Annotated in this window: 18 protein-coding genes; all 18 read right to left on the reverse strand. The window is 51.6% G+C overall.

Annotated features, from left to right (window positions below; genetic code table 11):
- Position 1 precedes the first annotated feature (1 nt).
- The 18 genes from FHS30_RS07755 to FHS30_RS07840 all read right to left on the reverse strand — a co-directional run bounded on the left by FHS30_RS07755 (position 2) and on the right by FHS30_RS07840 (position 18,163).
- On the reverse strand, positions 2-1,021 hold the full coding sequence (locus FHS30_RS07755; protein ID WP_183909883.1) for a chemotaxis-specific protein-glutamate methyltransferase CheB: 1,020 nt from the start codon (positions 1,019-1,021) through the stop codon (positions 2-4).
- 70 nt (positions 1,022-1,091) lie between these two features.
- Positions 1,092-3,344 carry a chemotaxis protein CheA gene (locus FHS30_RS07760; protein ID WP_183909884.1) on the reverse strand — a complete coding sequence of 751 codons (2,253 nt, stop codon included), beginning with the start codon at positions 3,342-3,344 and terminating at the stop codon, positions 1,092-1,094.
- Between the two features lie 32 nt (positions 3,345-3,376).
- The gene (locus FHS30_RS07765) at positions 3,377-4,153 is read right to left on the reverse strand and encodes a protein phosphatase CheZ (protein ID WP_183909885.1); all 777 of its coding nucleotides are present in this window, start codon (positions 4,151-4,153) and stop codon (positions 3,377-3,379) included.
- A 23-nt stretch (positions 4,154-4,176) separates the two neighbouring features.
- On the reverse strand, positions 4,177-4,560 hold the full coding sequence (gene cheY, locus FHS30_RS07770; RefSeq protein WP_183909886.1) for a chemotaxis response regulator CheY: 384 nt from the start codon (positions 4,558-4,560) through the stop codon (positions 4,177-4,179).
- 106 nt (positions 4,561-4,666) lie between these two features.
- On the reverse strand, positions 4,667-5,416 hold the full coding sequence (locus tag FHS30_RS07775) for an RNA polymerase sigma factor FliA (RefSeq protein WP_183909887.1): 750 nt from the start codon (positions 5,414-5,416) through the stop codon (positions 4,667-4,669).
- Between the two features lie 2 nt (positions 5,417-5,418).
- Positions 5,419-6,243 carry a MinD/ParA family protein gene (locus FHS30_RS07780; RefSeq protein ID WP_183909888.1) on the reverse strand — a complete coding sequence of 275 codons (825 nt, stop codon included), beginning with the start codon at positions 6,241-6,243 and terminating at the stop codon, positions 5,419-5,421.
- A 29-nt stretch (positions 6,244-6,272) separates the two neighbouring features.
- Positions 6,273-7,715: a flagellar biosynthesis GTPase FlhF gene (gene flhF / locus FHS30_RS07785; protein WP_183909889.1), complete on the reverse strand. Its 1,443-nt coding sequence runs from the start codon at positions 7,713-7,715 to the stop codon at positions 6,273-6,275.
- Positions 7,716-7,741: 26 nt separating this feature from the next.
- Complete coding sequence (flhA, locus tag FHS30_RS07790; RefSeq protein ID WP_183909890.1) at positions 7,742-9,919, reverse strand: flagellar biosynthesis protein FlhA; 2,178 nt, start codon at positions 9,917-9,919, stop codon at positions 7,742-7,744.
- A gap of 71 nt (positions 9,920-9,990) precedes the next feature.
- The gene (locus FHS30_RS07795) at positions 9,991-11,097 is read right to left on the reverse strand and encodes an SMP-30/gluconolactonase/LRE family protein (RefSeq protein WP_183909891.1); all 1,107 of its coding nucleotides are present in this window, start codon (positions 11,095-11,097) and stop codon (positions 9,991-9,993) included.
- Between the two features lie 23 nt (positions 11,098-11,120).
- Positions 11,121-12,257 (reverse strand): flagellar biosynthesis protein FlhB, encoded by a 1,137-nt coding sequence (flhB, locus tag FHS30_RS07800; protein WP_183909892.1) that lies wholly within the window; start codon positions 12,255-12,257, stop codon positions 11,121-11,123.
- Between the two features lie 9 nt (positions 12,258-12,266).
- Entirely contained in the window at positions 12,267-13,040 is a 774-nt protein-coding gene (gene fliR, locus FHS30_RS07805) for a flagellar biosynthetic protein FliR (protein WP_183909893.1), read from the reverse strand.
- A gap of 2 nt (positions 13,041-13,042) precedes the next feature.
- Positions 13,043-13,312: a flagellar biosynthesis protein FliQ gene (gene fliQ / locus FHS30_RS07810; protein WP_183909894.1), complete on the reverse strand. Its 270-nt coding sequence runs from the start codon at positions 13,310-13,312 to the stop codon at positions 13,043-13,045.
- Positions 13,313-13,314: 2 nt separating this feature from the next.
- A complete protein-coding gene (gene fliP, locus FHS30_RS07815; RefSeq protein WP_183909895.1) occupies positions 13,315-14,100 on the reverse strand; it encodes a flagellar type III secretion system pore protein FliP in 786 nt (261 codons plus the stop codon).
- Positions 14,101-14,535 carry a flagellar biosynthetic protein FliO gene (gene fliO, locus FHS30_RS07820; RefSeq protein WP_183909896.1) on the reverse strand — a complete coding sequence of 145 codons (435 nt, stop codon included), beginning with the start codon at positions 14,533-14,535 and terminating at the stop codon, positions 14,101-14,103.
- Between the two features lie 2 nt (positions 14,536-14,537).
- The gene (gene fliN / locus FHS30_RS07825) at positions 14,538-14,990 is read right to left on the reverse strand and encodes a flagellar motor switch protein FliN (protein WP_183909897.1); all 453 of its coding nucleotides are present in this window, start codon (positions 14,988-14,990) and stop codon (positions 14,538-14,540) included.
- A gap of 28 nt (positions 14,991-15,018) precedes the next feature.
- Positions 15,019-16,014, reverse strand: a complete 996-nt coding sequence (fliM, locus tag FHS30_RS07830) for a flagellar motor switch protein FliM (protein WP_183909898.1) — start codon at positions 16,012-16,014, stop codon at positions 15,019-15,021.
- 9 nt (positions 16,015-16,023) lie between these two features.
- Positions 16,024-16,536, reverse strand: coding sequence for a flagellar basal body-associated FliL family protein (locus tag FHS30_RS07835; RefSeq protein ID WP_183909899.1), 513 nt, complete (start codon positions 16,534-16,536; stop codon positions 16,024-16,026).
- Positions 16,537-16,714: 178 nt separating this feature from the next.
- The gene (locus tag FHS30_RS07840) at positions 16,715-18,163 is read right to left on the reverse strand and encodes a flagellar hook-length control protein FliK (protein ID WP_246341219.1); all 1,449 of its coding nucleotides are present in this window, start codon (positions 18,161-18,163) and stop codon (positions 16,715-16,717) included.
- Positions 18,164-18,264: the final 101 nt, after the last annotated feature.

An 18,264-nucleotide genomic window follows, 5' to 3' on the forward strand; every position in this document is an offset into this window, starting at 1 on the left:
ACTACAATTCCTCAATCATGAACTGGCTCATATCTTGAAGCTTTACGATTCGATCAGACAGGCCTTCCCGGACCACAGCCTGGGGCATTCCGTAGATCACGCAGCTGGCTTCATCCTGTGTCCACACCCGCGCGCCACTGCGCTTCAATAAACGGGTACCCTCTTTCCCGTCACTGCCCATACCGGTCATCACAATCGCTAGAACCGCATCCCCACTCACCTTTGCTGCGCTCGCAAAGGTGACATCAATGCAGGGTTTGTAATTGACGCGATCATCACCGTCGATAATCTGCACCGAGCGGCCATAGGTACTTTCGAGTAATAGCTGTTTACCGCCGGGTGCTAGCAACGCAGTACCCGCCTGCAAACTGTCGCCACTAGCAGCTTCTTTAACGCGAATTTCACATTGCTTGTCCAATCGGTCTGCAAAAGCTCGGGTGAAATTCTCCGGCATATGCAGCACTAATATGATGGGTACCGGGAAATCTTTAGGCAGACGCTTTAAAACGTCTGTCATGGCCAGCGGTCCACCCGTTGAGGCGCCAATGACCACCAATTTAATTCTACCCTTTAAGGGAATCTGAGGTTTTGGTTGCGGCGCCAGGGGCTCGGTCACAACGCGCTTTGGTTTGGCAATGGCAATAATTTTTTGATACAGCTTTTGCTTAAGCGACTCAGAATCACGCGACACTTCTGAAAAGTTCTTAGGTAAGAAGTCGACCGCTCCCGCTTCAAGTGCATCGAGTGTAGTTCTCGCGCCCTCATAGGTCAGAGAGGAAAACATCAAAATAGGCGTTGGATTTTCCTGCATGATACGCCGTACGGCCGTGACGCCGTCCATCATAGGCATTTCATAGTCCATGGTGATGACGTCTGGCTTTAACGCTTGCGCTTTTTCAATAGCCTCCCGACCATTGGCGGCTATACCGACTACGGAAAACTTTGAATTTGCGCCGATAATTTCTTTCAGCCGTTGCTGAAAGAAATTGGAATCATCAACTATGAGCACCTTAATGGTCACTGGCGCCCCCACATATATTTGAAGCCAGAAAACCACGACACTCTGGCGCATTAGGCGAGGCAGACATCATCTATCGCTTTTGGCCAGCGTAACGTTTTAGCATGCTGGGCACATCCAAAATCAAGGCGATAGTACCGTCGCCTGTTATTGTTGCGCCGGCCATCCCTGGGGTGCCTTGAAGCATTTTACCCAGAGGCTTAATCACAACCTCCTCCTGACCAATCAATTGGTCAACCACAAACCCCATGCGCTGCGTACCCACATTGACGATGACGACATGCGCCTCCTTGGGTTGCTGCTCTTTTTTAGCATCTTTAACTAACCAGCGCTTTAAATGGAAAACCGGCACTGCCTTTTCACGTACCGTTACGCACTCTTGACCATCAACCACATTGATACGAGTTAAATCCATGTGGAAAATTTCATTGACACTGACCAGAGGCAGGGCAAACGTTTGCTTGCCTAACATAATCATCAACGTTGGCATAATGGCCAAGGTCAGCGGCACCTTAATAATAATTCGCGTGCCTTCATTCAATTTGGAAAGTATTTCTATGGAGCCATTGAGCTGAGTAATCTTGGTCTTTACAACATCCATTCCAACACCCCGACCAGACACATCGGAGATTTCAGTTTTCGTGGAAAATCCTGGGGCGAAAATGAGAGCGAACGCCTCTGGATCAGATAAACGCTGGGCTGCATCTTCGTCTAAAATACCTTTCTCAACAGCTTTTTCACGGAGTTTATCAGGGTCCATCCCGCCGCCATCATCCGTAATCGAAAGCAATATGTGGTCGCCTTCCTGCTCGGCAGCTAGAATGACCTTCCCCAGCCGTGGCTTGCCCTTTTGTTCACGGACATCCGGCAATTCAATCCCGTGATCTACAGAATTTCTTACCAGGTGAACCAGTGGATCTGCGAGCGCTTCCACTAGATTTTTGTCTAAATCAGTTTCTTCACCCTGTAACTCGAGGTTGATTTCTTTCTTCAGATTGCGCGCGAGATCGCGCACCACTCTCGGGAAGCGGCCAAATACCTTCTTAATGGGCTGCATTCGCGTCTTCATCACTGAGGTCTGCAAGTCTGCAGTGACCACATCGAGATTGCTCACAGCTTTACTGAGCGCTTCATCGTTGGTATTTAGACCGAGCCGCACCAAACGATTACGCACCAAGACCAACTCACCCACCATATTCATGATGTCATCGAGCCGCTGGGTGTCAACGCGCACCGTGGTTTCGGCCGCAGGTGGTGGTGGCGCGTCTTTACCAGCCGCTTTAACGGGTGCAGCAGCAGGCCTAGCTGCCGGCGCTGGACTCGCCGCTTTCGCAGCGGGCGCGGCGGCGGGCGCCGGTTTTGCCGCTGGCGCTGGCTGGGGAGTCGGTGATGGCGCGGGCGCTGGTGTAGGTTTCGGTGCCGCTGCAGGTGTGCTTGCGACAGTTGGCCCTTTACCCTTCCCGTGCAATTCGTCTAGTAGTGCTTCAAATTCATCATCGGTAATTTTGTCGCCTGAACCACCACCTGCAGCGGCGGCTGCTTTTGGTGCTGGAGGCGGTGAGCCGACGCCTGGCCCTTTACCTTTGCCATGCAGTTGATCGAGCAAGGCATCAAATTCATCTTCGCTAATTTCGTCACCACTGCCCGCCGGAGCCGGTGCTGGCGCAGCGCTTGGTGTAGCAGCGCTCGGGCCTTTGCCCTGACCGTGGAGCTCATCCAGCAACGCTTCAAATTCATCGTCGCTAATGTCGTCATTGCCCGAAGCTGCGGGCGCACTGGGCGAAGGTGCGGCGTCAGATCCTGGCGGCGCAATAGCGTCTAGCAGCTCATTAAATTCGGAATCGGTGATGTCCTCACCAGCGACGGGCGCTTCGGCAGCGGGCTCGGGTGCTGCCTCAGGCGTCTGACTGGGCTCTGGTGCAGGATCATTCAAGTCTTCTAAATTAACCAGACGCTCAAGTTGGTGAAGTAATTCAGGGTTCGCCGGTGTCGTCGGTTCTCGTTGTTGTACCTGATCAAACTGGAGATTTACCGCATCCAGCGCTTGCAGCACCACGTCCATGAGTTCGGGCGTGACTGCTCGCTTACCGGTCCGCAAGATATCAAAAAGATTTTCTGTGACGTGGCAGCAATCTACCATTGGGCCCAATTGAAGAAATCCCGCGCCCCCTTTGACCGTGTGGAAGCCACGGAAAATAGCGTTTAGCAGATCTTTGTCATCTGGCTGACGCTCCAGCTCAACGAGCTGTTCCGACAATTTTTCCAATATCTCCCCGGCTTCCACCAGGAAGTCTTGCAAGATATCTTCGTCATCGCCAAAACCCATTCAGCGCTCCTTAAACTGGCAGCTGTTCTTCATCAAAAGCCAAGACTGGATAACAAGTCATCCACATCATCTTGGCCTGAAACCACATCGACACGCTTGTCTGCGTGGATTTGTGGACCTTCACCGGCGGTATTGGAAGCGCCGCTAGCTCCCATGTTATCGACGGGTTTTTGAATTCCTGTAATTTCCTCTACCTGACTGGCGATTCGCATGAGATCAACCAAGCTAGTTTCAACGTCCGCCACAAGGTCAATGACCTTCTTTAACACCTGGCCGGTGAGATCTTGATATCCCTGCTCGAGAATAATATCTTGCAAATTTCCGTTCAGGGCGCCGGCACCGGCTTCCATTTGGTCCAAAAATGTTTCAATTCTTCGATACAAATCGCGGAAATCATCGGCGCTTAGCTCTCGCCGAATTAACGCCTGCCACTGCTCTTTTAGGGCCTTCGCCTCATGCCCTAAATCCATTGCGATAGGTGCAGATGCCTCTACCTTATCCATGGTTTTATTGGCTGCATCCTGTGTCAGCTTGAGCACGTAGTTCAGCCGATCACTGGCATCGGTAAGGTTGTCGTCTTGTGATAGGGGACCATCGACATTGAAGTTTTTAATTGCTGTGTGCAGGCCACGCGTGAGCTTGCCCACCTTATTAAAAAGGTGGCGATCCCGGCTGGAAATGATTTGCTCGATTAGCGCAGAGGCTTCATCAAACTTGTCGCCTTCGAGCTTTTCAATAAGAATTGTCGCGCAATCGCGGAGCTCTGCCACGAACTCTTGATTGCCCTGTGCGTCCGATTGGCTATCCATGGGCACCTTTGCTGCTGTCTGTGTTAACCCACGCGCTCAAAAATCTTATCGATCTTTTCTTTGAGTACCTGTGCTGTAAAGGGCTTAACCACGTAGCCACTAACGCCTGCCTGAGCGGCCTCAATGATCTGGTCGCGCTTAGCTTCAGCCGTCACCATCAACACTGGCAGAGCTGCCAATTTCTCGTCTGCGCGAACCTGCTTTAGCAGTTCAATACCTGTCATGCCCGGCATATTCCAGTCAGTTACCAGAAAGTCAAAATCGCCGGCTTTTAACATTGGGAGTGCGGTCGCACCGTCATCCGCCTCCTGAGTATTGCTGAACCCAAGATCGCGCAATAGGTTCTTGATGATGCGTCTCATGGTCGAGAAATCATCAACAATCAGGATCTTCATGTTTTTGTCCAAAGCAACCTCCGTCGTAACTGCCGGACTCCGTTAATCTTCAGTCTAGTAGCTGGAATACTACTAGCCAGTTTTAGTCATAAAATAGACCAATTAATTACTGTCTGATCTAATCAGGTGTCCCAGTCCAACCAGATAGCTTAGCTTTTAACCGGGCAGCGGCCTGAGAATGAATCTGCGATACCCTAGATTCACTGACGCCCAGTATTTGACCAATCTCTTTTAGATTTAGCTCTTCGTCATAATAGAGGGAAAGCACAAGCTGCTCTCGCTCTGGCAATTGGGTTATCGCCTGCGCCAGTGATTGCTTAAGTGCATCTCGCTCAAAGGCATCCGTTGGCGCTTCCAGCCCGATAGATGTCGGCTTCTCTGGGCGCGATTCATCGTCGCTGGCAGACTCCTCATAGCTGAACAAACGAGCGCTCGAGGTATCCTGCAAAATGGCACGGTATTCCTCCAAGGTCATCTCTAGAGACTCAGAGATCTCTTTTTCACTTGCCTCGCGACCCAGCTGGCCTTCCAGCTGCCCTATGGCCTTGCTGATCTTGCGCGCATTGCGATGTACCGAGCGCGGCACCCAGTCACCTTTGCGGGTTTCATCCATGATGGCACCGCGAATCCGAATTCCGGCATAAGTCTCAAAGCTCGCGCCCTTGCTGGCATCGAACTTTTGCGATGCCTCTAGCAACCCAATCATTCCGGCTTGGATCAAATCGTCCACCAGCACACTGGCAGGCATCTTTAGCATTAAGTGGTAGGCAATCCGCTTTACCAACGGTGCATAGTCTTCTATGCATATCTGTTGATCCGCTTTGCGGCTGGCCTCGTCATACATGGCTAATCCCTCTACTGCTGCCATCGTTAGGCGCCCGCTTCTGAGGTTTCCAGTAGGCGTTCAACAAAGAACTCGAGGTTTCCTGTGGCCGCCGTGGGCAGCGGCCACTGTGATACCCGCTCTGCCAGCGCCCGTATAGCACTGGACGCCTTGGCTTGCGGTGCATAGTCAATCAATGCTCGCTGGTGCTGGACCGCTTTTCTAACATTTTCGTCAAAGGGAATAGCGCCCTCAAATTGCAACGCCACATCCAAGAATTTGTCGCACACCAGCTGGAGGCGCTGTACCAATTTTTTGCCTTCCGTCGCGGTGCGGGTCATATTGGCCACAACCCGAAAGCGCTGCATGCCCGCATCTCGATGCAAGAGCTTAATCAGCGCATAGGCGTCAGTGACTGATGAGGGCTCATCGCACACGACCACCAACGCCTCGTTCGCGGCCCGCACAAAACTCACCACCGTATCGCTAATACCCGCAGCGGTATCCACAACCAAGACATCTAGCTGGTCGGAGACATCGCTGAACGCGCGAATCAAAGCCCCATGCTGTTGGCGGGTTAAACTGGCCATCTGCTGCACCCCAGAGGAGGCTGGCACGATGCGAATGCCGCCCGGCCCTTGAATAAGCACATCGCGCAGCTCGCATTCGCCAGACAGCACATCAGCTAGGGTTTTATTGGCTCGAATGCCCAGCAGGACATCCACATTGGCGAGGCCTAAATCGGCGTCAAGCAGCATTACCCGCCGCCCCAGCTGGGCCAGCGCGATGCTCATATTGACCGAAATGTTGCTTTTACCAACACCACCTTTACCGCCGGTAACTGCAATGACCTGAACTGGATGGTGCCCCATGATGACTCCCACAAATATACCTGCCTTGATTATAGTTGCTCGGCCTGAACCTGCAGGGCACTTTGTTGCGCGCTTTGGCTCGCTCGCTCAGGCACTGCCGAAACGGCGCTCTTAGCTGCTTTAGCCACGATCTGATGGCCCTTTGCAACCTGAATATCGGCGGGAATCTCCTGCCCATCGGTGGTATACGCCAACGGCATACGCTGCTGCATCAACATACCTAGCGCTTCACCCAAAGACGGTGTTTCATCCAGCTTAGTTAAAATGGTTGCCACCGGGTGGGCAGCTCCGTAGGCATGATAGCTGGCCTTTAACATTTGGCTCTGGCTGTTGGCGGCCAACACCAACAGGCTATTGACCTTGCCCGCGCTGCGCAGTTGATTTAATTGGCGCTTTAGGCGCGCATCGCCATGACGCAAACCCGCGGTATCAATCAGCACCAACTGCTTGTGGCTTAGGTTTACCAAGACCTGCTCTAACGATTCACCATCACCCACCACCTTGACGGGCACTCCCAAGAGCCGACCCAGTGAGGAAATTTGCTCATGGGCGGCAAGCCGGTAGTTGTCGGTAGTTACCAATGCCAGTCCTTCCGGACCATGGGCGAGCACATGGCGTACCGCCAACTTTGCCAAAGTGGTCGTTTTACCCACCCCAGTGGGCCCCACAAAGGCATAAACACCGCCACTGGCAACAATATCTCGACCGGAAACGGGCAAACGTTGAGATAACAACGCAAGCGCCTCTGGCCACGCTTTATCTGGCTGGTGATCGGTATCCACGGAAGCCACGAGCCGCTCACATTGAAATTCTGGCAACCCCAATGACGCCAAGCGCTTGACTAAAGGATTGGAGGATCGGGTCTGTGGGCTTTGCCCCTGCTCGAGCTGTAACCGCAACAGCTCGCGCATTTCACTGAGTTCTTCGTGCAAACGCGCCATTTCTACCGAAGGATCAGATTGTTTCGCTACTGGCTGTGGCGCGGGCGTTGACACAGCCCGGTTTTGCAATTGTGATGCCCACAGATCGCCCTCCGCACCGCCAGGCGCCTTTGCCTCAGCAGACTGATCACGCTCTGCGAGCATGCGCTTGCGAGCGGCCTCAATTTCCGCCGCGAGCTGAGGTCCCGTCTTGCCTCCGAAGAGCGTTCGACCGGCTTCGGGTTTAGGCATGCTGGCGCGAGCAGCCGGACGCGGCGTTGATCCGGCATCGCTAAGGGCTTCAGTCACAGAATGCTGATGCTGCCAGGCGTTGTCGCTGTTCAGTGGCGCGGCGGCATCCGGCTCTGACCTCTGACCGGCAAATGCCCTCTGCTCCTCCGGTAGTTGACCCGGCTCTTCGACAGTGGCCATTAGCTCAATGCCATCTGGGTGCCGTCGAGTAGACAAGATAATTGCCTCTGGACCCAACTGCTCGCGCGCGATGTCCAATGCGCGCCGCATATTGGCTGCCACAATCTTCTTAATGGCCATGTTTATCTCCTGCCTTTAGGCTTGGGCTAGGCGCCCACACTGCCCACTATGGTAATTTGCTTGCTAGCGGGGATCTCGTTGTAAGCGAGCACCACCAAATCTGGAACAAAGGCGCGAACAAACCGAGCCAATTGATATCTGATCTGACCGGACACCAATAAAATTGCGGGCGCACCGCTTTGCTCCTGTTGTTTCGCTACCTGTTGCACTGACTCCCGCAACTTTTCGGCCAGCCCGGGCTCAATGACGGGGCCGCCATCGCCACTTTTCTGACTCTGCTGATAGGTCTTCAGCAATAATTGTTCCAAGCTAGGATCTAGGGTGAAAACGGGGATGTCTTTGTCGTTACCCACCAGCGCCTGCACTATCTGCCGACAAATGCCCTGCCGCACACTGGTCATCAAGGTGACAGGATCTTGACTCTTATCGCTGTTGGCGGCGATGGCCTCAGCAATACTGCGCATGTCTTTTATGGAAACGTTTTCCTGCAACAACAACTGCAACACCTTGAGCAAGGTTTTCAAAGACACACTGTCAGGAATCAGGTGCTCGGCGAGCTTGGGGGACGTTTTTGCCAACATATCTACCAGTTGTTGAACGTCTTCTAACCCCAGTAATTCACTCACGTGCTGACTTAGTATTTGATTCAGGTGAGTCGCCACCACAGTTGAGGCATCAACCACCGTATAGCCCAGGGTTTGGGCGTGATCGCGCTCCGATTTTTTTATCCAAACCGACGGTAAGCCAAAGGCGGGGTCCTTGGCGGCAATACCCTCCACATCACCAAATACTTGACCGGGGTTGATGGCTAGATCGCGATCGGGATGAATCTCTTCTTCCGCCACCGATACTCCCATTAACGTAACTCGGTATTGGTTAGGTAGTAAATCAAGGTTGTCTCGAATGTGTACCGTGGGCACCAAGAAACCTATTTCCTGTGACATCTTTTTACGTACACCGCGAATCCGGCCGAGCAATTCACCGCCTTGTGATTTATCCACCATGGGGATCAATCGATAGCCCACTTCGAGCCCAATGACGTCAACGGGTTTGACATCGTCCCAACTCACTTCAGTAGGCTCAGCTTGGTGCTCCAGCGCCGGCAGCTGATCGCCAGCTGGCGAGGGGGCCGACGTTTTTGTTGGCGCTCCACTGGCATCGTCACCGTCAGACACCAATTCGCCCTGCGAACGCATTCGCTGGATGTACCATGCAATGCCACCGGCGACGGCCCCGAGCCCGAGAAAAGCCACATGGGGCATTCCAGGAATGGAGCCCATAATGAATAACACCCCGGATGACACCGCCAATGCTTTGGGCGAGTCAAACATCTGACGCATGATTTGATCGCTCATGTCTTCAGAGGTATTGACGCGGGTTACCAGAATTGCGGCCGATGTCGACAACAGGAGGGAGGGAATTTGGGCGACGAGGCCGTCGCCAATGGTGAGCAATATGTACTTCTGTAGCGCATCTTGGAATTCTAACTGGTGCTGCGCCATACCAACGATAAGTCCACCGACAATATTGATGAGCAGGATCAGTATGCCGGCGACCGCATCGCCGCGAACAAATTTACTTGCACCGTCCATCGCACCATAAAAATCGGCTTCCCCGGCAACCTCTGCCCGCCGCACCTTGGCCTCTTCTTGATTGATGAGGCCCGCGTTCAAGTCGGCATCAATGGCCATCTGCTTGCCAGGCATGGCGTCCAAGGTGAAACGTGCACTCACTTCAGAAATCCGCCCGGCGCCCTTGGTAACAACCACAAAATTGATGATCATTAAGATCAAAAATACCACTAAGCCGACCGCATAATTGCCACCGATGACCACTTCACCGAAAGCTTCAATCACCTTACCTGCGGCATCGCCTCCCTCGTGACCATGTAGTAAAACAACTCGAGTAGAGGCTACATTGAGGGCCAAGCGCAACAAAGTAGCGAGCAACAATATTGTGGGAAATACGGCAAAATCCAGTGGCCGCAGCGCATAAACGCCCACCAAGAGCACTACAATGGAGAGCGCAATGTTAAAGGAAAAGAACACATCCAATAAAAATGCGGGAATAGGCAGCGTCATCATGCCCAACAACATAAGCAATAGCAGCGGAATACCGAGGTTCCCGTGCCCCATGCGCGTCACATTGCTGACTAATTGCTGTCGATTAAAACCGGAAAAGGTACCGAATCCTGGTAAGGCCATAACGCTTTTTTGACACTCCCGTATAGTTCAGGGGAATATCGCAAAAACCGTACCGAAACCTGCACAATGGATTATTTTTTTATTCTAAGCAAAGCTGTGCCGTGTAAACGGCTGACCACAAGGTAGGTATCGGATTCCGCCACCCCCGTTGTGGTATAAAACTGGCCAGTCGGATCCTGCAGTTGCTGTAACACCTCGCCCTCAGCCCCTAATTTGACAATCATTCCATAGTGCTGCGCTTTGGGACGAATGAAAGCTGGAAGTCGCTGCACCATACGGCGCAGCCACGGTTTATTGGAAAGCCGATCCAGTATCGCACTGCGAGGGGACACCAACCCCAACCATAAATGGCCATCGGGTGCACGGGCGATATTGTCAGGAAAGCCAGGCAAATTATCGCGAATTACTTCGCGCTCTTTCACCGTCCCGTTATTGATGAGGTATTGCCATATTCGGTATGCGCCCGTCTCGACAACTACCACTCTATCGGCTTGCCCACTGCTGGACGGCAAGGTGGCTACACCGTTTGCAAAATTTAACCCATCGACAACTTGGGTGAGCTCACCGGAGCTCGGCAGGTATCGAAACAAACGCCCGTGGCCACCGTGCTCCATGATATCTAACAAACTCGCGGCATAGGTACCACCATGGGGCTTAGCGTGAAACTTAGACGACGAATCCGTAAAGTAAATCGCGCCTGAATCTGCCTGCGCAACATCATTGACATAGCCGAGAACTCGCCCGTTGAATTGGGTAACCAATGATTCGAGACCTTGCGCATCGCTATACCGCATCAGACCCAGGTAAGCATCTGCAATCAGCAAGCGATTTTGATGATCAACTGCCAAGCCCAACGGGCGCCCTCCGGTATTCACTACCGACTCAAAGGTTTCACCGGCATCAAGTGAACGAAGTAACCACCCTTCATGCGTACTGACCCACAGTTGCCCCTGCCGATCAAACACTGCAGCTTCGGGCCCTGAATAGGGTCCAAGCGCAAGCGCCTGCGCACGACTCAAATGCGCATTAACTTGAAACTCTTTCACATAGCCATTATCTGCTGGCGCCTGCCACCCGACTGGCTCCACTGCCACAGGCCAAGCCAGCAAATACGCCGAAAGGCTCCCCAAAAAAATAATTAAGGCCAACCAAATAGATCTTGATGAACGCGCGGTCATGACGCCAATCCTGATTAAATTTGTTAATCGTATCGTAGATTCGGAGGTATTTGGATACCGCCTGGCTTTTTGGGTTTAGCACCCTGCCCTTGTCGATGACTGCGCAATTGGAAAACATAGGCCAGTACTTGTGCCACCGCGACAAACAGCCCAGCAGGAACGGGCGAATCCAGCTCAGTCGTGTTGAATATTGAACGTGCCAGTGCGGGACTCTCTACAATTTCAACATTATGGGCGGCCGCAATTTCTCGTATTTTTAACGCGATTTGGTCTGCGCCTTTGGCGACTAACACCGGTGTATCCATGGTCGCGGGATCATATTTCAATGCCACCGCGTAGTGTGTTGGGTTGGTAATGACAACATCGGCTTCTGGCACTTCAGACATCATTCGTCGCTCGGCCATTTCCCGCTGCAATTGCCGCACTCGACTTTTGACCTCGGGCTTGCCTTCCGTATCCTTGTACTCATCTTTGATATCTTGCATAGACATACGCAATTTCTTTGCGTGATCCCACAGTTGAAAGGGTACGTCCATAATCGCAATAAAAATTGTGCTCGCAGAAAGCACCACTGCGGATATTCCCGCCAGCCATAGCGCATGGCCAATAGCAGGCACCAAAGCTTCGCTTGAGAGCCCTAACAATTGCACTTTCAGCGCCTTGAGCATCATGATCGCCACTAACAATATGATGCCTACTTTGCCGATGGCCTTGAGCAACTCAACCACAGACTTGATGGAGAACATGCGCTTAAGACCCGCCAGTGGGTCCATACGATTGAGCTTTGGCGCGAGCGCTTTTGTACTCACCAACCAGCCACCTAGGGATATAGGCCCAACGAATGCGGCAACCATCAATGCGGCAAACAGTGGCGCTAACCCGACCATCGCCTCACGCACCGCAGTCCCTACGAGCGTAAGCATCAAGACAGGATCGAAAACGGCAGTCCGCTCCAACGTCATTGAAACCCTGAACACACCCATTAATTTGCGCCCCAGAAATTCGCCACTCGCCAACAGCGCAAGGGTTCCAGTGAGTAATAAAATAGTGGTGGTCAACTCCTTGGAGCGGGCAACCTGACCATCCTCTCTGGCCTTTTCAAGTTTTCGGGGGGTTGCCTCTTCTGTTTTTTCCTGACTGCTATCGTTATTTTCTGCCATAGCCCTTACTCAGGAAATATTCCAAAGATGGCGGAGAATATTGAAGCCATCCTGCATAAATTGATTGTAGTTACCCAAGAACGTGGTAAACCCAAACCAAATGAGGAATGCGCCCAAAATTAATGTAATGGGAAAGCCAACTGTAAATATATTCATTTGCGGCGCGGACCGCCCCATGACGCCAAAGCTAATGTTTACGATCATCAGACTGGTCAGCACCGGCAGTGCGATAAGTAACGCCGCGCCAAACATCCAGCTACCGGCCATCACCAAATCCCACAACAGCGCCAACGGCATGGTTACGCCGATGGGCGTGGTATAAAAGCTTTCAGCTAACAGTTGAATCATGAGCAAATGACCATCGCCAACCACAAATAACATCGTCACCAACATTAAGTAGTACTGAGACACGACGGTTACCGTTAATCCACTGGAGGGGTCATTCATGGACGCAAATCCAAGCCCCATTTTCATAGCGATATACTGCCCAGCTAAGACTGCCACCTGAAACGCTAACTGCATGGCAAAACCTGCGGCCATGCCAATCAGTGATTGCTGCACAACTAACAACCACGTATCTAAGCCAAAACCAGATACCTTGGGCAATTCGGGCAGGGCTGGCGCAACGAGGGCCGTCACTAACAGCGCCAATAACAGGCGTGCGCGCGCATTCACCAAACGAGAACCAAAGATGGGCGCGGCCAACATAAAGGCAGACACGCGCACTAAAGGCAGAAAATATTGCAATAGTTGCTCAGTGAGTACCGCTGCACTGAAGTCCATGACTAGCCGATCAACAGAGGAATATTTTGAAACGTTCGCATGAACAAATCCATAAACTCTCTCAACAACCAGCCGCCGGCGATCATGATGGTAATCAAAGTCACTAGCAGACGCGGTAAAAAACTCAATGTTTGTTCGTTAATCTGTGTGGCCGCCTGGAACATACTGACAATTAAACCAACGATCAATGCAGGCCCAACAATCACTGAGATCACTAATACCGCTAGAAAAAATGCATCCGCGTAAAGATCCATTACCACTTCTGGCGTCATGGCTAGGCTCCAAAACTCGCCGCAAGAGTGCCGATCACCATCGCCCACCCATCAACGAGTACAAACAACATAATTTTAAAGGGCAGAGAAATAATTAGGGGCGACAACATCATCATACCCATCGCCATTAACACGCTGGCAATAACTAAATCGATGATGAGAAACGGAATAAATAGCATAAAACCAATCTGAAAGGCCGTTTTTAACTCACTGGTGACAAATGCTGGAATCAGCACTGTCATCGGCACATCGTCAATGCTATCTACGTCACCATAACGGCCAATGTCGAGAAATAAATCCAGATCAGATTCTCTGGTTTGCCCCACCATAAATTCCCTGAAGGGCTTGGTTGCCTCAGTCAACGCCTGCGAGGAGGTAATCTGCTCAGCCAAATACGGCTGCAAAGCGGTATCGTTCACTTGATTAAATACTGGCGTCATAATGAATAGCGTCATAAATAACGCCATGCCAATGAGAATTTGATTTGAAGGCGACTGCTGTAACCCCAACGCTTGGCGAAGTATCGAGAATACAATGATGATCCGGGTAAAACTGGTCATCATCATGAGAATGGCAGGCAACAACGTCAACGACGTCATAATTGCCAATATTTGGATGGTTACCGTGTACTCTTGGCTGCCGTCGGCATTGGTGTTAAGGGTCACGGCCGGTATACCCTTATTACTCAAACCATCCAACAGGTTGGTGGCACCTTCAATTTCCTGTGCCGCCACTGTTCCTGAAAATAACAGAAAGAATAAACAGAACTGTATAACCCACCGGAGCATCTATTGGGCAACCTTTTTTTGCATAATCTTATTTAGGTATCCAGAGAATTCAGAATCCGCTGGCATCGCATCATCCTGCGGCACTGGGTATTCATGCAGTTTTTGAATGCCGCCGGCATTGACGCCAAGCAACAGTCGCTCACCCGCCACATCCACCAGCACCAATTGATCTTTTGGCCCTAGACTGAGTCGCTCTACAAAGCGAATATTTTTCTGCTGTAGGCCAAATCCTTGCTGACGCTTAACAAACCAAGCAATAGCAAAGATAAATCCAATCACTACACCTAGCGACAACACCAACTGAACAAGCTGAACCGCTACCTCTGCTGCGGATTGGCCTTTGACCAGCGCAACGCCGGATGTGGCCTGCGCTTGGTCTGCCACTGAATGTGCAGTTTCGGCAAGCGCCGCTGTAAAACCCAATAGCACGGTCATGACTACCTCAGGCGTTTGATGCGTTCAGAGGGACTGACAACATCCGTCATGCGGATACCAAATTTTTCATTCACAACCACTACTTCACCGTGTGCAATCAGCGTACCGTTAACCAATACGTCCAAGGGCTCGCCGGCGATGCGATCTAACTCTATAACCGAGCCCTGATTGAGCTGCAGCAAATTTCGAATAGTGATTGAGGTGCTGCCCACTTCCATGGAAATACTCACAGGAATATCTAAGATCGTGTCTAAATCCTGAGAGTGACCTTGCTTTGCTGGCGGCTCCTCCAACTCTTCAAGTGGCATTGCTTGCGCTGAGGACACCATTTCATCAATGTCGTCATCGTCCTCATCCTCGTCAACCTGCTCAGCCATTGCCGCTGCCCACTCATCGGCCATCGCTTCCTGATCGGGCTCTGCACCGTCTTCTTCTGGGGGTAATTCTTCACTCATGGCTAATACCTGTCTTACCGTTTACGGGTTATTCAAAACCGATATCGCTGAGATAACCGGGTTTACTTCTATCAATAAATTCATCCACTGCAAATGCAAGATTGTTGCGTGACTGCCCAAACTTTGCTTTAAAGATAGGCACGCCATTAGCAGTGACGATATGGGTATCGGGAATGTCTATGGGTATGACATCGCCTGGTTTCAGCTCCACGATATCGCGCAATGTGATTTTTCGACGCGCAATATCGCACTCCAATTGAACCTTGGCGCTCATGACATCCTCGCGCAGCGATTTCACCCAGCGCTCATCTTGATCGTCGGAATCACTTTGCAGCCCAGCATCCAGCACTTCACGTATGGGCTCTATCATTGAGTAAGGCAAGGTAATATGAAAATCACCACCGCCGCCGTCTAATTCAACATGAAAAGTACTGACCACGACCACTTCACTGGGGCTAACAATGTTAGCCATCGAGGGGTTTACCTCTGAATTGATGTAGTCGAACTCAATGGGCATTACCGCCTTCCAGGCCTCACGCAGATCGATGAATGCCTGTTGTAGAACGATTTGCACTACGCGCAATTCTGTAGGTGTGAACTCGCGCCCTTCAATTTTTGCGTGGCGACCATCGCCCCCAAAAAAATTATCAACCAGCTTGAATACTAATTTGGCATCAAGAATAAGCAGCGCCGTACCCCGCAGCGGCCTGAACTTCACCATATTCAAACTGGTGGGCACGTATAGGGTATGGACATACTCACCAAATTTTTGAATTTGTATCCCCCCGACCGACACATCCGCAGTACGCCGTAAAAGATTAAACATGCTTATGCGGGTGTAACGCGCGAAGCGTTCATTGATCATCTCGAGCGTGGGCATGCGCCCGCGTACAATTCGATCCTGACTCGTGAGGTCGTAGGACTTTATCGAACCGGGATCTTCATCCGAATCGGTATCGATGTCACCATCATCTACGCCGTGTAGGAGGGCATCAATTTCATCTTGTGAGAGTAGATCTTGCACTAATTACCCCTACTGCATTACAAAATTTGTGAACAACACCTGCTCCACACCGGGCTTGCCAATTTCATTTTCGATAATTTGGCGAATCTCTTCTAGCGCCTGCTGCCGCATTAATTCTTTCCCCTCTGGCGTTTGTAGATCTTCGTAAACTTGCCCACTTAACAGCATCACCAGCGCATTGCGGATCATGGACATGTGCAGCTCTACCGCTGCGACAACTTCTGGATCTCTAATTTTTAGGGTGACTTCAGCCTGTAAGTACCGCTGGCGACCGCGCGACTGAAAGTTAACGATCACCGCCGGTTTTAACGGGAAGTACACTGCAGGTAACTTAGGCGCCTCTTCAACGACCTCCGCTGCTTTGCCTTCGGCGGCAGGTGGCTCATCACTAAACATTTGCAGCGCAAAGATAGTGCCCCCCACGGAAAGCCCAACCAGTACCATTCCCACAACAATCAGGATAATGAGCTTTTTCTTGCCACCGCCCTCTGTGATTTCTTCTGTTTCGTTCTCTTCTGCCATGTCAAAAGTCCGTCATTTTGGCAATGGGATGCCCCATACAGGGGTTCCAGCAAAGGACGTGCCATGAATGCATGAACGCCGCTTGCCTACTGTAAGTGTAGTTCAGGGGATGAGGGACTGACCGAGCGCAAGGCTCGGCAGGAATGGATCGCTAAAGTGTGATTAATGCGCCGGCTGGCTAGGCGAAATCGTCCACCAAATGGATGTTTGCACCACTAATGCGAGTAATTTGCGCGCCATCTTCATCGACTTCCGGCTCTGAACCGCCATTGCCGTTTTGATTTTGGGCTTGCGCCTGGTCTCGCTGCTCTTGAAAGGATTGATCGGAGACATCCACATCCACCAAATCAAGTCCCTGCCCCTCCAGCATTTCACGCAGGCGCAAGGCATGGGTATCTAGCGCCTCGCGAACTTGGGCGTGCTGGCTCACAAAGCTCAAGGTCACTTGGTCATTGAGCACGTGCACTTTCACCTGCAGGGGGCCCAACTCTGGTGGATCTAACTGGATTTCAGCACTGTGAAGCTTCTGCGACACCATCCATAGCACTCGCTCACCGGTTGCCTGTCCCCAGTGTGGTTGCCCCACAGGTACTGTAACTGCAAGGGGCTTGCTCGCAATCGAGGCCGGCTGGGCAACATTCAAACCCGCTGCCTGCGCTAGGGGCTTAGTCGAAAGCTCTAGGGCTCCCTTAGCCTGCTCTCTCAACAGCGAAGATTCCGCGCCCGCCTTTCCTTCCGCCAACAAATTGACGTTCAAGAGTGCTGCGGTGGGATTCGGAGCCATCGCTGCTGGGGCCGACATCATCAATGACGCTGTCGCCTTTTCCACCGAACCGGCCCGAGCTAACGGCAGATTGAGTTTTGTAGAATCAGTGTCCAAAGTGATTTCCGTCCAGGAAGCACCCTGTCCAAGCGCGTTTTGCATCTTCAATCGGTTTTGAGAATCCTGCGCAACGGCAAAATTTAGGGATTGCAAGCCAACGGGTAATACATCGGTGGGCAACCCAGTGGCGTCTTTAGGGATGATCCCAATACTAAATTGACTTGTAGAAATCGTTGTACCCTCAACCGAATTCGGTAGCAAAGTAAATGATCCCAAAACGGCTCCGGCATGAATCACCTCGCCTTCTGCACCCTGCAATAAATCAGATGACTGTGTCGACATCGCGCCTAATTCGCCTATCCCAAAAAGGCGGTGCATAACGGCTTCTTCACCCTCTACGTCAACCTCAATGGTGCCGGTTGCAACGTCAGACGCAAGCGGTGCATCCACGTCAATACCGTCATCTAAAGCGGGTTCTTCAGTTTTTTCTGGTAAATCTGTCTTTGTACCGCTGCCAAAATCCCTGGACGGGGCATCACTGTCTTTTTGTGAATATTTCTTGGTGGTATGTTCCTCAGGCGTTGGTGCAGATGCTTCTGTATGAGAGCGCTCGCCAGACCGAGCATTGGCAGCATCTCTTTGCTTGTGTTCATTATTCAGGCGATCTGCCGGTCTATCCGGTTTGGTCGCTGATTGGCGCACATCATTAAAAGTGTCTCGAAAGCCAGCGGCCGGCTCAGGCTCTACTTTACCCATGCCAAGCAACTGATTAATCGTTGTGAGGTTTGATACGTTTAACGACATATATTTCTCCGCCTCACCGGCAATATCTTGCCGGCCTACAAGCAACCCGAAAAGTTCAAATACCCAATAAAAGGACTAAGTCCCTGTAATTTCAGCAGTTT

Source organism: Simiduia aestuariiviva (assembly GCF_014192475.1).
Taxonomy (GTDB): Bacteria; Pseudomonadota; Gammaproteobacteria; order Pseudomonadales; family Cellvibrionaceae; genus Simiduia; species Simiduia aestuariiviva.

Bases quoted from the DNA above. Each gene is read 5' to 3' on its own strand.
- FHS30_RS07760 (WP_183909884.1), bottom strand. From the start codon at position 3,344: ATGGGTTTTGGCGATGACGAAGATATCTTGCAAGACTTCCTGGTGGAA.
- FHS30_RS07765 (WP_183909885.1), bottom strand. From the start codon at position 4,153: ATGGATAGCCAATCGGACGCACAGGGCAATCAAGAGTTCGTGGCAGAG.
- FHS30_RS07775 (WP_183909887.1), bottom strand. From the start codon at position 5,416: ATGGCAGCAGTAGAGGGATTAGCCATGTATGACGAGGCCAGCCGCAAA.
- FHS30_RS07780 (WP_183909888.1), bottom strand. From the start codon at position 6,243: ATGGGGCACCATCCAGTTCAGGTCATTGCAGTTACCGGCGGTAAAGGT.
- flhF (WP_183909889.1), bottom strand. From the start codon at position 7,715: ATGGCCATTAAGAAGATTGTGGCAGCCAATATGCGGCGCGCATTGGAC.
- flhA (WP_183909890.1), bottom strand. From the start codon at position 9,919: ATGGCCTTACCAGGATTCGGTACCTTTTCCGGTTTTAATCGACAGCAA.
- FHS30_RS07795 (WP_183909891.1), bottom strand. From the start codon at position 11,097: ATGACCGCGCGTTCATCAAGATCTATTTGGTTGGCCTTAATTATTTTT.
- flhB (WP_183909892.1), bottom strand. From the start codon at position 12,257: ATGGCAGAAAATAACGATAGCAGTCAGGAAAAAACAGAAGAGGCAACC.
- fliR (WP_183909893.1), bottom strand. From the start codon at position 13,040: ATGGACTTCAGTGCAGCGGTACTCACTGAGCAACTATTGCAATATTTT.
- fliQ (WP_183909894.1), bottom strand. From the start codon at position 13,312: ATGACGCCAGAAGTGGTAATGGATCTTTACGCGGATGCATTTTTTCTA.
- fliP (WP_183909895.1), bottom strand. From the start codon at position 14,100: ATGCTCCGGTGGGTTATACAGTTCTGTTTATTCTTTCTGTTATTTTCA.
- fliO (WP_183909896.1), bottom strand. From the start codon at position 14,535: ATGACCGTGCTATTGGGTTTTACAGCGGCGCTTGCCGAAACTGCACAT.
- fliN (WP_183909897.1), bottom strand. From the start codon at position 14,990: ATGAGTGAAGAATTACCCCCAGAAGAAGACGGTGCAGAGCCCGATCAG.
- FHS30_RS07835 (WP_183909899.1), bottom strand. From the start codon at position 16,536: ATGGCAGAAGAGAACGAAACAGAAGAAATCACAGAGGGCGGTGGCAAG.
- FHS30_RS07840 (WP_246341219.1), bottom strand. From the start codon at position 18,163: ATGTCGTTAAACGTATCAAACCTCACAACGATTAATCAGTTGCTTGGC.